At 64.6% G+C, this 14,619-nt stretch carries 12 protein-coding genes; 8 read left to right on the forward strand and 4 right to left on the reverse strand.

Features of this window, described 5'->3' with window-relative positions; translation table 11 throughout:
- The first annotated feature begins 73 nt into the window (after positions 1 to 73).
- Entirely contained in the window at positions 74 to 958 is an 885-nt protein-coding gene (locus QM588_RS10960; RefSeq protein WP_442972901.1) for a RecB family exonuclease, read from the forward strand.
- Entirely contained in the window at positions 955 to 1,767 is an 813-nt protein-coding gene (locus tag QM588_RS10965) for a thioesterase family protein (protein WP_442972895.1), read from the forward strand. The genes QM588_RS10960 and QM588_RS10965 overlap by 4 nt, the downstream gene beginning before the upstream one ends.
- Before the next feature lie 33 nt (positions 1,768 to 1,800).
- Here the strand turns inward: QM588_RS10965 and hisG are convergent, their stop codons facing one another.
- Genes hisG through metH form a run of 4 tightly spaced genes read right to left on the reverse strand, consistent with a single transcriptional unit; the run spans position 1,801 to position 7,254 of the window.
- Positions 1,801 to 2,652: an ATP phosphoribosyltransferase gene (hisG, locus tag QM588_RS10970; RefSeq protein WP_032372777.1), complete on the reverse strand. Its 852-nt coding sequence runs from the start codon at positions 2,650 to 2,652 to the stop codon at positions 1,801 to 1,803.
- Between the two features lie 48 nt (positions 2,653 to 2,700).
- On the reverse strand, positions 2,701 to 2,964 hold the full coding sequence (locus QM588_RS10975) for a phosphoribosyl-ATP diphosphatase (protein WP_027497080.1): 264 nt from the start codon (positions 2,962 to 2,964) through the stop codon (positions 2,701 to 2,703).
- A gap of 59 nt (positions 2,965 to 3,023) precedes the next feature.
- Positions 3,024 to 3,692: an HAD family hydrolase gene (locus QM588_RS10980; protein WP_283313232.1), complete on the reverse strand. Its 669-nt coding sequence runs from the start codon at positions 3,690 to 3,692 to the stop codon at positions 3,024 to 3,026.
- The gene (metH, locus tag QM588_RS10985) at positions 3,685 to 7,254 is read right to left on the reverse strand and encodes a methionine synthase (protein ID WP_283313234.1); all 3,570 of its coding nucleotides are present in this window, start codon (positions 7,252 to 7,254) and stop codon (positions 3,685 to 3,687) included. Before metH ends, QM588_RS10980 begins: the two co-directional genes overlap by 8 nt.
- Before the next feature lie 104 nt (positions 7,255 to 7,358).
- On the opposite strand from metH, the gene QM588_RS10990 reads away from it, so the two are divergent.
- The 6 genes from QM588_RS10990 to QM588_RS11015 all read left to right on the forward strand — a co-directional run bounded on the left by QM588_RS10990 (position 7,359) and on the right by QM588_RS11015 (position 14,619).
- On the forward strand, positions 7,359 to 8,339 hold the full coding sequence (locus QM588_RS10990) for a PAC2 family protein (RefSeq protein WP_442972902.1): 981 nt from the start codon (positions 7,359 to 7,361) through the stop codon (positions 8,337 to 8,339).
- A gap of 101 nt (positions 8,340 to 8,440) precedes the next feature.
- A complete protein-coding gene (locus tag QM588_RS10995; protein ID WP_283313238.1) occupies positions 8,441 to 8,788 on the forward strand; it encodes a molybdopterin oxidoreductase in 348 nt (115 codons plus the stop codon).
- A complete protein-coding gene (gene nirB, locus QM588_RS11000; RefSeq protein WP_283313241.1) occupies positions 8,788 to 11,277 on the forward strand; it encodes a nitrite reductase large subunit NirB in 2,490 nt (829 codons plus the stop codon). Before QM588_RS10995 ends, nirB begins: the two co-directional genes overlap by 1 nt.
- Complete coding sequence (locus QM588_RS11005) at positions 11,274 to 11,573, forward strand: Rieske (2Fe-2S) protein (RefSeq protein ID WP_283313243.1); 300 nt, start codon at positions 11,274 to 11,276, stop codon at positions 11,571 to 11,573. Before nirB ends, QM588_RS11005 begins: the two co-directional genes overlap by 4 nt.
- 158 nt (positions 11,574 to 11,731) lie before the next feature.
- Positions 11,732 to 13,207 (forward strand): TIGR02677 family protein, encoded by a 1,476-nt coding sequence (locus QM588_RS11010; protein WP_336620072.1) that lies wholly within the window; start codon positions 11,732 to 11,734, stop codon positions 13,205 to 13,207.
- Positions 13,204 to 14,619, forward strand: coding sequence for a DUF2398 family protein (locus QM588_RS11015; protein ID WP_283313248.1), 1,416 nt, complete (start codon positions 13,204 to 13,206; stop codon positions 14,617 to 14,619). Before QM588_RS11010 ends, QM588_RS11015 begins: the two co-directional genes overlap by 4 nt.

Below are 14,619 nucleotides of genomic sequence, written 5' to 3' on the forward strand. Positions count from 1 at the left end.
ACTACGGCCTTCACCGAAGATGTCGGACCAGCGGCATAGTCTCGCAGTCGTGAGTATTTCCGTGTCGAGCCCCATCGACTTACCTCTTCTCGATGTCGGTGACAGCGCCGGCGTATCGCGTTCGAGGTCCGGCAACCGCAGTACCCCGGCTCTGTCCCCTTCTCGCGCAGGTGATTTCAAGCAGTGCCCGCTGTTGTATCGCTTCCGTGCCGTGGACCGACTTCCCGAGGTCTCCACCGAGGCTCAGGTGAAGGGAACTGTGGTGCATGCCGCACTCGAGGCGCTGTACGCACTCCCTGCCCGCGATCGAGTGCCCACCACCGCCCGCGATTTGGTGGACCCGGCTTGGGATCGGGTCGTCGCCGAGTCACCCGACATCGCGTCGCTCGTTCCGGCGGACGACCGTCCGGCCTTCCTCGACCGGGCTCGTGCCCTGGTGGACGGGTACTACGAACTCGAAGATCCCACGCACTTCGATCCCGAGTCCTGCGAACAGCGCGTCGAGATCGCGTTGGACGACGGAACGCCGCTGCGCGGATTCATCGACCGGATCGACGTCGCACCCAACGGAATGATTCGCGTCGTCGATTACAAGACCGGACGTGCGCCGCGTGAGTTCACCGAATCCAAAGCTCTGTTTCAGATGAAGTTCTATGCGCTGATGATCATGCGCATGCGCGGAGTCGTTCCCGCGCAACTGAAGTTGATGTACCTGGCCGACAAGCAGGAGCTGACGTACGCCCCAGACGAGGGTGAGCTGCTGCGCTTCGAGCGCATGCTCTCGGCCATCTGGAAGGCGATTCTGGCGGCCGGTGAGACCGGCGACTTCCGCGCCAAGAAAGGCGCACTGTGCAAGTGGTGCGATCATCGGGCACTGTGCCCCGAGTTCGGCGGCACTCCCCCGCCGTACCCCGGTTGGCCGCAGGCGGCTGCGGAGCAGGAGGAGACGGAGCTGTGACGAGTCCGGACGCCTTCTTCGTTCCTGCCGGTGTCGACGACGACGGTGACGAGATCGTCACCGCCACCGAGCACACCGTCAGCCTGTGGGCACCGACGATGCAGCACGGCGCTCCGCCGTCCGCGTTGTTGGTCCGCGCACTCGAGCGGGTCGACGCCAGACCCGATACTCGCATCAGCCGGGTGGTCGTCGACATTCTCGGACCTGTTCCGGTGTCGGACATCACGATTCGCGCATGGACGGCGCGACCGGGAGCAAATGTCGAACTCGTCGTCGCCGAACTCTGGGCTCGAGGATCAGCGGGGCCGGCGCGAGCGGTGGCGCGGGGCAGCGCATGGCGTATGCGTACCGAGCCCACCGACGACGTCGTGCACGTGGGCGATCCGGTGATGCGACCGGTGAGCGCCGGCGTCGACAGTACCTTCGGCGGACTCTGGACCTCCGGATACCTCGACGCGGTCGAGTTCAAGTTTCTCACCGAGCTCGGCGCAGCGGGGCCCGGTGAAGTGTGGGCGAAGCCGACTCCCGTTCTGGTGCAGGGTGAGTCGATGACGCCACTCGAACAGCTGTTCTCGATTGCCGACATCGCCAACGGTGTGGGTGCGAAATTGCCGATCGAGCAGTGGACGTTCCTGAACACCGATCTGACGGTGCACGTCTTCCGCGAACCCCAGGGCGACTGGATCGGAGTGTCGGCCGAGACGTCGACGGGTCCGGACGGCATCGCCATGTGCGCAGGCACCCTCAGTGACGAACTGGGGCCGGTCGGGCGCATCGCGCAAACAGTTCTGGTTCGCCGGCGCGCGTGATCGTGGCGGAACGACGGGCGTTCCGCCACGCACTCAGAACGCTCGGCAGGACCTGATGTCGGAGGCGAGAATGGCTTTCGCGCCCAGTTCCGCGAGCTCGTCCATCACGTTGTTGTGGACCTTGCGAGAGACCATGGCGCGCACGGCAACCCAGTTGTCGTCGACCATCGGTGCGAGCGTGGGTGATTCGATGCCGGGGGTGATCTTGACGGCTTCGTCGAGGATCGACTTGGGGCAGTCGTAATCGAGCATCAGGTACTGCTGGGCGAAGACGACGCCCTGTACGCGGGCGATGAGTTGCTTGCGTGCGGAGTCGGTGCCCGGGGTGCCTGCGCGTTCGATGAGAACACCCTCGGAATCGCACAATGATTCGCCGAACGCGACGAGATTGTTCTGACGCAGTGATCGGCCCGACTCGACCACGTCCGCGATGGCGTCGGCGACACCGAGTTGGATGGAAATCTCCACGGCTCCGTCGAGACGGATCACCGTGGCCTCCAAGCCGCGCTCGGCCAAGTCCTTACGCACGAGATTGGGGTACGAGGTGGCGATGCGTAGTCCGCCCAGGTCCTCGGGTGCCCATTCCTTGCCTGCGGGTGCCGCGTAACGGAACGTCGATCGGCCGAATCCTAGCGCCAGACGCTCTTCGACCGCGGCCCCGGAATCGAGAGCCAGGTCTCGTCCGGTGATGCCCAGATCGAGCTGGCCCGACCCGACATAGATGGCAATGTCCTTGGGACGGAGAAAGAAGAATTCGACCCCGTTCGCAGGGTCGAGGACGGTCAGATCCTTGGAGTCGCTCCGACGCCGGTAGCCGGCCTCGCTGAGGATCTCGGCGGCGGACTCGGACAACGCGCCCTTGTTGGGTACGGCTACACGCAGCATGGAGTTTTCCTTCATCGGTGAGTTCACAGGAGACGTTCGGGCCTTGCCTCACAGATGTCGGTAGACGTCCTCGAGCTCGATTCCCCTACCCACCATCATGACCTGAACCCAGTACAGCAGCTGCGAAATTTCTTCGGCGAGTGCAGCGTCGCTCTCGTGTTCGGCGGCGATCCACACCTCGCCGGCCTCTTCGAGGACCTTCTTACCCTGAAAATGAACTCCTGCGTCCAACGCAGCGACGGTGCCCGAGCCCTCGGGGCGGGTCTTCGCGCGGTCGGTGAGCTCGGCGAACAGGGAATCGAAAGTCTTCACGGATTCGTATTCTTTCACGTCGGTATCCAGCGGAATCAATTCGGTCGAGATTCGAGGACTCAGGCCGCCCACGCCCGCCGGACGTCATCGGCGGTGAGTCCGACCAGACCGTCGCGGATGGTGTAACCCGGCGCTGCGGGAATTGCCACCTCGGACGGGACGACCAGCACCGGGCAGCCGGCAGCATGTGCGGACAGCGAGCCAGTCGGTGAATCCTCCACTGCAAGGCAGGCACCGACGTCGACGCCGAGCAGCGCGGCACCCCGCAGGTACGGTGCCGGGTGCGGTTTCCCGAACTCGACCTCGTCGCCACTGACGGTGATGTCGAAGTAGTCGCGGCCGAGAGTCTCCAATGCACGCTCGACGAGGCCACGTTCGGTGTTGGTGACCAATCCGGTGGCCAGGCCCATATCGCGCACGAGGGCAAGAGCATCCTCGGCACCGGGCCGCCATGGAATGCCTTCGGCGAACATGTCGCCGACGCGCGAGGTCAACCACTCGCGGCCTTCGGTCAGATTCTCGTCGGTGACCGCAACGGATGCGTTGGCGAGCACCTTGCGCAAGGCGTCCGGCATGGAATTGCCGAGGGTGCTCTCGCGTACTTCCGCGCTGAGTTCGGTTCCCAGTGTGCGGGAGTACTCACCGATGGCCACGTCCCAGATCTTCTCCGAGTCGAGCAGTGTGCCGTCCATGTCCCACAGGACACCGTGCAGGTGGGTTCTAGACATTGAAGTACTTGGCCTCCGGGTGGTGAAGTACGAACGCATCGGTCGACTGTTCGGGGTGCAGCTGCAGTTCCTCGGAGAGCTTGACGCCGATTCGCTCGGGTTCGAGGAGTGCGGCGAGCTTGATCCGGTCCTCGAGATCGGGGCATGCTCCGTACCCGAACGAGTAACGGGCTCCGCGGTATTCGAGCTTGAAGTACCCCTCGGCCTCGGTGGGATCCTCTGCAGCGACCGATTTGCCGTCGGACAGTTTCAGTTCCTCGCGGACTCGGCGATGCCAGTATTCGGCGAGAGCCTCTGTGAGCTGCACTCCGATCCCGTGTACTTCGAGGTAGTCGCGGTAGGCGTCGGCGGCGAACAATTCGTTCGCGAAGTCCGCGATGGGCTGCCCCATGGTGACCAGGTTCATCGGCAGCACGTCGACTTGCCCGGATTCCCTTGCCGCAGTGCGTGATCGGACGAAGTCGGCGATGCAGAGAAACCGATCGCGGTGCTGACGCGGGAACGTGAACCGAAAGCGTTCCGGCGCATCGGGTTCGGGCTCGGTGAGTACGACGACGTCGTCGCCCTCCGAAACCGCCGGGAAGTATCCGTACACCAGAGCGGCGTGCGCGAGGATGCCGTCCGTACTCAGACGATCCAGCCAATACCGCAGGCGTGGCTTGCCTTCCGACTCCACCAGATCCTCGTAGGTGGCACCCTCACCCTTGCGTGCTCCGCGCAGGCCCCACTGCCCCAGGAACAGGGCACGTTCGTCGAGCAGGCCCGAGTAGTCGGCGAGGGACACGCCTCGGACGATGCGGGTGCCCCAGAACGGCGGTACCGGAATGTCGATGTCCGCAGCGACGTCGGATCGCTCGGGTACCACGACCGGTGCCTCGGCGGCCTTGCGCTTCTCGGCGATGCGCTTCGACCGTTCGTGGCGCTCTTTGCGTTCGGCAGCCTTGGCTTTCGCGGCGAGCGCTTCGGGACTGTCGGGAGCCGGGCCACCGCCGCGCTTGGTGGTCATGATGGTGTCCATCAGACGCAGGCCTTCGAACGCGTCCCGCGCGTAGTGCACGTCGCCCTCGTAGACGTCCTGCAGATCGTTCTCGACGTACGACCGCGTCAGCGCAGCACCGCCGAGCAGAACGGGGAATTGCTCTGCCACGCCGCGGGAGTTGAGTTCGATCAGGTTGTCCTTCATGACCACCGTCGACTTCACCAGTAGCCCGGACATTCCGATGACGTCGGCTCGCTTGTCCAACGCGGCTTCGAGAATAGTCGAAATCGGTTGCTTGATACCGAGATTGACCACCTCGTAGCCGTTGTTGCTCAGAATGATGTCGACGAGGTTCTTACCGATGTCGTGGACATCGCCCTTGACGGTACCGAGCACGATGCGGCCCTTGCCGTCGTCGTCGGTCGCCTCCATGTGTGGCTCCAAGTACGCCACGGCTGCCTTCATCACCTCGGCGGACGCGAGCACGAACGGCAGCTGCATCTGGCCGGAACCGAACAGCTCGCCCACGGTCTTCATGCCCGAGAGCAGCGTCTCGTTGATGATCGCCAGCGGTGGCTTCTCGGTCATCGCTGCATCGAGATCTGTGTCGAGGCCGTTGCGTTCGCCGTCCACGATGCGCCGTTCGAGCCGCTCGAACAACGGCAGCCGACCCAGTTCCTCGGCGCGCGATTCGCGAGCCGATGCTGCCGAGACGCCCTCGAACAGCTGCATGAGCTTCTGCAGCGGGTCGTAGCCTTCGGATCGACGGTCGTACACCAGATCCAGTGCGGTCTCGCGTTGCTCGTCGGGAATCTTGTTCATCGGCAGGATCTTCGAGGCATGCACGATGGCGGTGTCCAGACCGGCCTGGGTGCACTCGTGCAGGAAGACCGAGTTCAGCACCTGCCGGGCAGCAGGATTGAGGCCGAACGAGATGTTCGACAACCCGAGGGTGGTGTGCACCTTCGGATACTTCTCCTTGAGCTGCCGGATCGCCTCGATGGTTTCGATGCCATCGCGTCGAACCTCTTCCTGGCCGGTGGAGATCGGGAAGGTGAGGGTATCGACGATGATGTCCTCGTGGCGCAGGCCCCAGTTCTCGGTGATGTCGGTGATCAGGCGATCTGCGACACGCACCTTCCATTCGGCCGTTCGAGCCTGTCCCTCCTCGTCGATGGTGAGGGCGACGACGGCGGCACCGTGCTCCTTGACCAGGCGCATGATCTTCTGGAACCGCGAATCGGGTCCGTCGCCGTCCTCGTAATTGACCGAGTTGACGGCGCTACGGCCGCCGAGGTGCTCGAGACCGGCTTCGAGCACGGCCGGTTCGGTGGAGTCGAGCATGATCGGCAGCGTGGAGGCGGTCGCCAATCTGCTTGCGAGTGCGGCCATGTCGGCAGCACCATCGCGCCCGACGTAGTCGACGTTGAGGTCGAGCATGTGGGCACCGTCGCGTGTCTGATCCTTGGCGATGTCGAGGCACTTCTCGTAGTCCTCGGCGAGCATCGCGTCACGAAATGCCTTGGAGCCGTTGGAGTTGGTGCGCTCACCGATCATCAGGATGCTGGCATCCTGCTCGAACGGAACTGCAGTGTAGAGCGAGGAGACGCCCGGCTCCGGGGCCGGCCGGCGTTCGAGTTTCGTGGCACCGTGCACCATGTCGGCAACCTGGCGGATGTGCTCGGGCGTGGTGCCACAGCACCCGCCCACCAGAGCCAAGCCGTACTCGCTGACGAAGCCGCTCAGAGCCGCGGCCAGTTCGGGGGCCGTCAGTGGGTACTCGGCCCCTTTCGCGCCCAGCGTGGGCAGTCCGGCATTGGGCATCACCGATACCGGAAGACGTGAATGCTTGGACAGGTGGCGCAGGTGCTCGCTCATCTCGGCGGGACCGGTGGCGCAGTTGAGCCCGATCATGTCGATGCCCAGCGGTTCGAGCGCAGTGAGGGCTGCACCGATCTCGCTGCCGACGAGCATTGCGCCCGTCGTCTCGACCGTCACATGGGTGATGATCGGGATTCGGACGCCGAGCTTGTCCATGGCGTGCTGGCTACCGATGATCGCTGCCTTGACCTGCAGCAAGTCCTGGCACGTCTCGACCAGAATGGCGTCGGCACCGCCGTCGATCATTCCGAGCGCAGCCTCGGTGTAGGCATCGCGCAGCCGCGCGAACGGGGCGTGGCCGAGTGTGGGGAGCTTGGTTCCGGGGCCCATGGAACCCAGGACGTACCGGTCCATCCCGTCACGGCCGGGGCCCATCTCGTCCGCTGTCTCGCGTGCGAGCCGGGTGCCCTTCTCGGCCAACTCTCGGATTCGATCCTCGATGTCGTAATCGGCCAGGTTGGGCAGGTTGCATCCGAACGTGTTCGTTTCCACGGCGTCCGCACCGGCCGCGAAGTACTCGCGGTGGATCTCGCGCAGCACGTCGGGCCTGGTGTGGTTCAGAATCTCGTTGCATCCCTCGAGGCCGAGGAAGTCGTCGAGAGTGAGGTCGGCATCCTGGAGCATCGTGCCCATTGCTCCGTCGCCGATGACAACGCGACGTGAAATCGCATCGAGCAGACCGGGCTTGTGTTGATCGGGCATCACTACAGAGTAGTGGGCACCACAGTTACCTCGAGTCGTAGGCTGTCGTGGTGAGTCCCCGAAACCTCGATGATCAGTCCCCGCTCGACGACGGTACCGACAAAATGGACAATTCAGGTGCCGACGCGGACATCCCCTTGGACGCCGCGCTGATCGAGGCCGTGCAGGATGCTGTGGCAAACGCCACAGACAGTGACGCCGACTACGACGAGGACGATCTGGACGACGACATTCCCGAGCTGCGCTCCCCCATACTGGTCGCCGCTTTCGAGGGCTGGAACGACGCAGGAGACGCGGCGAGCGGTGCCGTCGAGCACCTGGAGCTGATCTGGGATGCCAGCCCGCTGGCCGAGCTGGACTCGGAAGATTACTACGACTACCAGGTCAACAGGCCGACGGTTCGGCAGGTGGATGGTGTCACCCGCGAGATCGAGTGGCCGTCGACTCGGTTGTCGGTGTGTTCGCCGCCCGGCAGCGACCGTGACGTGGTCTTGCTGCGTGGTATCGAGCCCAACATGCGGTGGCGCAGCTTCTGCGACGACCTGCTCGAGTTCGTCGAGCAACTGGGCGTCGAAACTGTCGTCATTCTCGGCGCGCTTCTGGCGGACACCCCGCACACCAGGCCCGTTCCGGTCACCGGCACTGCCTACAGCACCGAGGCGGCCGAACAGTTCAACCTCGAACAGACCCGCTACGAAGGGCCCACGGGCATCACCGGCGTGCTGCAAGACGAATGCGTCAAGGCGGGGGTGCCGGCTGTGTCGTTCTGGGCAGCAGTACCCCATTACGTCTCGCAGCCGCCCAATCCCAAGGCCACCGTCGCTCTGTTGCAGCGAGTCGAGGACGTACTCGACATCGAGGTGCCGCTCGGCGAGCTGCCCACGCAGGCCGAGGAGTGGGAGGAGGCGGTCAACGAGATGACCAAAGAGGACGAGGAGATCAGCGAGTACGTGCGCAGCCTCGAGGAGCGTGGTGACGCCGAGGTGGACATGTCCGATGCGATCGCCAAGATCGACGGCGACGCCATCGCGGCGGAGTTCGAGAAGTACCTCCGGCGGCGCGGCCCGGGCAACTTCGGGCTATGACCCGAACGCACACGAGGAGCCCGGAGCCGGTGAGGTCTTTCTGATGCCGACGTAACGTCACCGCAGCGGTGGCGTCACCCCGACACCGGAGCCTCGTGGGTATGGCCAGCACACCGCGATTTCTGCAAGGCGTCTTCTCCTTTTCCGGCAAGGGTCTGGACAAGCCCGAGTTGATCGATCCCAGCCTGAGTTTCGTCGTCCCCGAGGGGGTGACGGCCCAACCGCTGTACTTCCGTGGCGGGAACTCCAGCGCCGAACTCGTGGTCGTGACGTTGCTGCGCGACGGCAGTCCGATGCGTATGTTCCCGATGGGAGCCAAGACCGGCGTCAACATTCCGCTGCGGGTCGTCGAGGACGTGGATCCCGATACCGTGCTCGAGCTGATGGTCGCGGCCCCTGCCGGAACAAGCGGAGAGGTCGTCGTCGACTTCGGTCTGGTGCTGGTCTGATGACTGCGGGAAAACAGCGATTGCTGGTGATCGGCAACGGAATGGCCGGTGCCCGAACGGTCGAGCAGATCCTCGAGCGACACGGCAGCTCGCTGTTCGACATCACGATGATCGGCGACGAACCGTACGGCAATTACAACCGAATCATGCTTTCCCACGTGCTGTCCGGTGAGGCCACCGTCGACGACGAGGATCTCGTTCTCAACCCCATGAGTTGGTACAGCGAGAACGGCGTGACGTTGCACGTGGGCGATCGTGCCGTGTCGCTCGACCGGTTCTCCAAAACGGTTGTGTGCGAAAGCGGTCGGTCCGTCGACTACGACGTACTGATCATCGCCACCGGTAGTAACACGTTCTTCCCGAACATGGACGGTCTGCGAGAGTCCGACGGCAGGCTGGCACGTGGGGTGTTCGGATTCCGCACGATCGCCGACACCAACGGCATGCTGCAGATGGCGCAGTCGCGCGACGACGTGTCGGCGGTGGTCATCGGTGGCGGACTGCTCGGTCTCGAAGCAGCGTACGGACTGCGGACGCAAGGGCTGGACGTGAACGTGGTGCACTCCCCCGGGCACCTGATGAACCAGCAGCTCGACGAGCGCGGTGGACGGGTGTTGCGCAACAAGATCGAGTCGCTCGGCGTCGGTGTACACACCTCGAAGAGAACCACCTCGGTGTTGCGGTCGGACGACGGTACCGTCATCGGCGTCGGTTTCAACGACGGCACTTCACTCGACGCGGACATGGTGGTCGTGACGGCCGGGATTCGGCCCAGTGTCGACTTCGCTCGCGCCGGTGGCTTGGTGATCGAACGCGGAATCGTGGTCGACGACCAATTGCGTTGCGAGGACGAGGGATCCATCTATGCCGTCGGCGAGTGCTGTCAGCATCGCGGCGAGGTCTACGGCCTCGTCGCACCACTCTGGGAGCAGGCCGCTGTCCTGGCCGACGTACTCACCGGGGCCGATCCCACTGCCGCGTACCACGGTTCGCGTCTGACCACCAAGCTCAAGGTGGCCGGTGTCGACGTCGCCTCGATGGGGATCACCGCGCCCGAGCGCGACGACGACGAATTCGTACAGTTCTACGAACCCCGCAGTGGCACGTACAAATCGGTCATCGTGCGGAACAACAAACTCGTCGGCGCCACCCTGCTGGGCGACATCTCCAAGGCCAACTTCCTCACCCAGGCGTTCGACGAGAAGGTGCCGCTGCCCGACGAGCGCATCAGCATGCTCTTCGACATGGGAACCCCCACTGCGGCAACAGGAGCCGCCGAATTGGCCGACGACGTCCAGGTGTGCAACTGCAACGGCGTCACCAAGGGTGCCATCGTGGCCTGCGTGCACGCGGGTGCCAAGAATTTGAGCGACGTGACCGCGAAGACTCGCGCGGGCAAGGGATGTGGGTCCTGTAAGGGGTTGGTGAAAGACATCATCGCGTGCGCAGCCGGCGGTGCTGTCGAAACGGACCCCACCGCAGACCGGTACGTGCCCTGTATCCCGATGGCGAAGCCGGAACTGATCGATGCCATCAGGTCGCGAGACCTTCGGGCAGTCTCGCAGGTGTTCACGGCCCTTGCGACCGACGGTCTGGAGGACGCCGCCGCCAAAATGCCGTTGGCGTCACTGCTGCGCACCGTGTGGGGTCCGGATTGGGTGGACGAGCGCGGCGCGTTGTTCATCAACGACCGGGTGCACGCCAATATCCAGCGGGACGGCACGTTCTCGGTGGTACCGCAGATGAAGGGTGGCGTCACCACCCCGGATCAGCTTCGCAAGATCGCCGACGTTGCCGACAAGTACCACGTGCCGCTGGTCAAGGTGACCGGTGGACAACGTATCGACCTGCTCGGCATCAAGAAGGAAGACCTGCCGAAAGTGTGGGGCGATCTGGACATGCCCTCGGGCTTCGCCTACGGCAAAAGCATGCGCACGGTGAAAACCTGCGTGGGCAGCGACTTCTGCCGCTTCGGCCTCGGCGACTCGACGGCTCTCGGTATCGCCCTCGAAGAGCGCTTCCAAGGCTTGGAGACTCCGGCAAAGTTGAAGCTCGCGGTCGCCGGCTGCCCTCGCAACTGCTCGGAGGCGCTGTGCAAGGACTTCGGCGTCGTCTCGGTGGGCGAGGACAAGTGGGAGATCTACGTCGGCGGCGCGGCAGGCGCACACATCCGCAAGGGCGATCTACTGGCCACCGTGACGGGGGCCGAGGAGGTTCTGACCGTGGCAGGCAGGTTCATTCAGCACTACCGCGAGAACGCTCAGTGGCTCGAGCGAACGTACGCGTGGGTTCCGCGCCTCGGCCTGGAAGAACTGCAGAGCGTGCTGATCGACGACCGTGACGGCATCGTGGCCGGACTCGACGAGCGACTGCAAACATCGGTCGACGGCTACGTGGACCCATGGCAGGATCGCACGGCACCCAGATCGCCCGCGCAGTTCGCACCCTCGCTGCCACTGCTCCCGCTGCCGCAGGTGCCGGTCCGATGAGCGTGCCGGTGGGAGCGTTGGAAGATCTGACTCCCGGCGAGGGACGGGCCTACGTCGTGGACGGTAAGCAGGTCGCGGTGTTCCTGCTCGGTGACGGTTCGGTGCGCGCGATGGACGCCGTCTGCCCGCACCGCGGCGGACCACTGGCCGACGGCCAGATCGACGGGGCCGTAGTCGTCTGCCCACTTCATCAATACGCCTTCTCCCTCGATGACGGCACCTGCCCGAGCGGCATCGACTCGGTGCGCACCTACCCCGCGGCCGTGGTGAACGGAAAAGTGACCGTAGAGCTGTAACCGGCACGGTTGAACAACTGGCACTCCTACCCCCACGGTCATTCCGCAGGCTCCACTCCTCCCACCAGGGTCATTCCGCAGGCTCCACTCCTACCCCCTACCCTGTTCCAGTGACCGAATCAGGCGAGGACGCACGGCTGGGTGCCGCGAATGCGTTCGTGGAGGAAGACCGTCTCGGTCTCTTCTCGTTCGCCGTCGCCGAGAAGAGATCCGAATACCTGGCAGTACTGCGGGCGTTCGACACCGCTCGCGCGAACTACGTGGTGTTGCTGCACTCGGGCGACGTCGCCGATCTCATCGCCCGTAGCCCCGGGCGGCACGACGCGCTGACCACACTGGACATCGCACCCCTGCTCGATCAACTCCACACCTGGGGCCTGCTGGAACGCAGCTACGACGGCACCCGTGCGGCGACCCTCGCCGAGTACCGCAACCGGCACTTCGTCTACCAGTTCGCTCAGGCGGGATACAAGGCCTACCGCGCAGTCGAGGACGTGCTGGGCGCCCGCCTCGACGACGCCTCGCTGTCGCGGCTGGTGTTGCCGGAGCTGCTGGCCGACATGCACGAGCTGGCCGAAGCGAACCGTCAGGCCGACGGCGACCGCATCTATCGCAAACTCAGTCGACTCGACTCGACACTGTCGGAGATGGCGACGCGCGCCGCACATTTCTACCTGGTCCTGGGCGATCTCGTGCGCACGACCGAGATCACTCCCGAGTCTTTTCTGGTCCACAAGGACGCGTTGCTGACGCACATGCGCGAGTTCAGCTCGGATCTCACCCGTTATGCCCCCAAGTTGGCAGAAGCGATCGCACTCGTCGAGAGCACCGGCATCGAGGAACTCGTCGACCGTGCCGCGATCAGCGACGAACGAGTATTTCTCTCCGTCGACGAACGGCGAGCGGACTGGACCGACCGATGGGCCGGGTTGTCGCACTGGTTCGTCGCGGCCGAATCCGAGCTCAGCGAATCCGAGCGCCTCCGCGAGGGCACGATGAGCGCGATCGCTGCTGTGCTGTCACTGCTCCGGCGCGTCACGGAAACCCGTAAGGGCGGGGTGAGTCGAGAGAGCCAACTGCGGCATCTGGCCGGCTGGTTCGCTGCTGCCCCCACCGAGGACAGCGCACATGCTCTGTTTCACGCAGTGTTCGGCCTCGGCCGGCCGCGGCACCTCTCGATGGTCCATCCCGACGCCGACATCATCCCCACATCCCGATCATGGTGGGAAGCACCGCCGGTCGAGATCTCGCGCACGTTGGCCGAGACCGGACGCACTCCGACCCCCGGTGTTCCGGGACGCGTGCAGCGCAACGACGGCGGCATCAGACGACTGCGTGAGCAGCAACTCGAGTCGCAGCGATCACGCAGCGCCGCGGCGCAGTCGCTCGCCTCGGCCGGAATCCACGACCGAATTCTGAACGAGCAGGAAACCGAAGTTCTGCTGAGCCTGCTCAACGCCGCGTTGACTGCCCGGGTACGCGTGAGCGGACGGACCTCGGACTCGTCCGGATCGGACAGCGGCGTGCGCCTGACGCTGAGCGACAGCGACCGTTCGACGATCGTGCGCACGAGCCGAGGCCGATTGCATCTGGACCGCCTCGCCCTCGACGTCAGTGAGGTGGCACGTCGATGAGAGCTCGTGAAATCTCCTCGCTCGCTCTGGATTCCTACCAGCGGGCCGCCCGCGTTGCGTTGTCCAATCACTTGGTCACGGCGACGTACCCCGATCGAATCGCGTTGCCACTGCTGCGCAGGTGGGCAACCGAACTGCGCGAGGATCTCCTCGAACTGTTCGGCTATCGCTTCGAGGTCACCGAGACGACCGCGCGTCTGTTCCCCGTGATAGATCGTCTCGACGACAGTCAACCCGCGCGAACGCCCTCCGAGCGGGTGTTCGACCGCCGCAGGTACGCGTATCTGGCGCTGGCGCTCGCCGCACTGGGTCGGGCCGGAAACCAGATCACTCTGTCCGAACTAGCCGATCACGTTGCGACGGAGTCGAGTCAGGTGGACGGAGTCGAACTCACGACCGACCGCGCGAGCGACCGAGACGCTTTCGTCGACGCGATCGGATGGCTCGCCACGCGTGGTGCGATCTCGCTGGCCGACGGCGACGCCACCGGCTGGGCGAACAATCCAACGGCCGGTGAGGCCCTGTACGACATCGACCGATCGGTGGTCGTCGCGATGTTTCGGCCGCCGCGTGCCGTGCAGCACCTGCGTTCGATTCGCGGGCTGCTGGCCGGCTCGGATGCGCCACTCGATCCCGAGGACCCCGATCTCGGGCAGTCCGATTCCTCACGGGACACAGATCCGAAAGAAGTTCTGCGCGCGGTCCGCCGGGCGTTGGTCGAGCATCCCGTCGTCTACCTCAACGATCTCGATGGGGACGCACGCACCGCCCTGACTGCCTCGCGCACCGTCGCGGACGTCGAGTTGCTCACCGGTCTCGTTGCCGAGCGTCGCGCCGAAGGTGTGGCCCTCATCGACACCTCGGGACGGTTGTCCGACCACCGCTTTCCCAGCACCGGAACGATCGCGCAAGTTGCGTTGCTCATTGCGGGAGAAATCTCCGATCGGGTCGTGGATCCCGATGCTCCGGCACTGTCCACGTATCCGCTGACCGCGAGCGACCTACTCGTCGAACAGTTGGACGACGCGATCCCCGGCGGCGGAATCTTCGGTGACCTGGCCGATTTCGGATTTCCTGCCGATCCGACAACGGTGGAGAATCCGGCGGAGCGCACACAGTACCCGCTGATCGAGGACAGTTGGCTGGTCTCGGTCGTCGACGATCTCGTCGACCGATTCGGTCGCACGTTCGCAGCGCAGTGGCAGACCGACCGAGACGGTCTGCGCGTACGAGCGATTGCGCTGTTGCATCGACTTCGGTTGATACACAGCGTGTCCGGCGGCGTGTTGGTGCTACCGGTGATCGCTCGGTACCGAGACGTGATGGTCAGCGTGCGTGACCGAGCCCCGCAGGACTCGCTCTTCGGCACCGAACAAGCCCCCAGTACCGATTCATCCGAAGTAGAGGCCTGA

It is taken from the genome of Rhodococcus sp. IEGM 1354 (assembly GCF_030056855.1).
Lineage (GTDB): Bacteria > Actinomycetota > Actinomycetes > Mycobacteriales > Mycobacteriaceae > Rhodococcoides.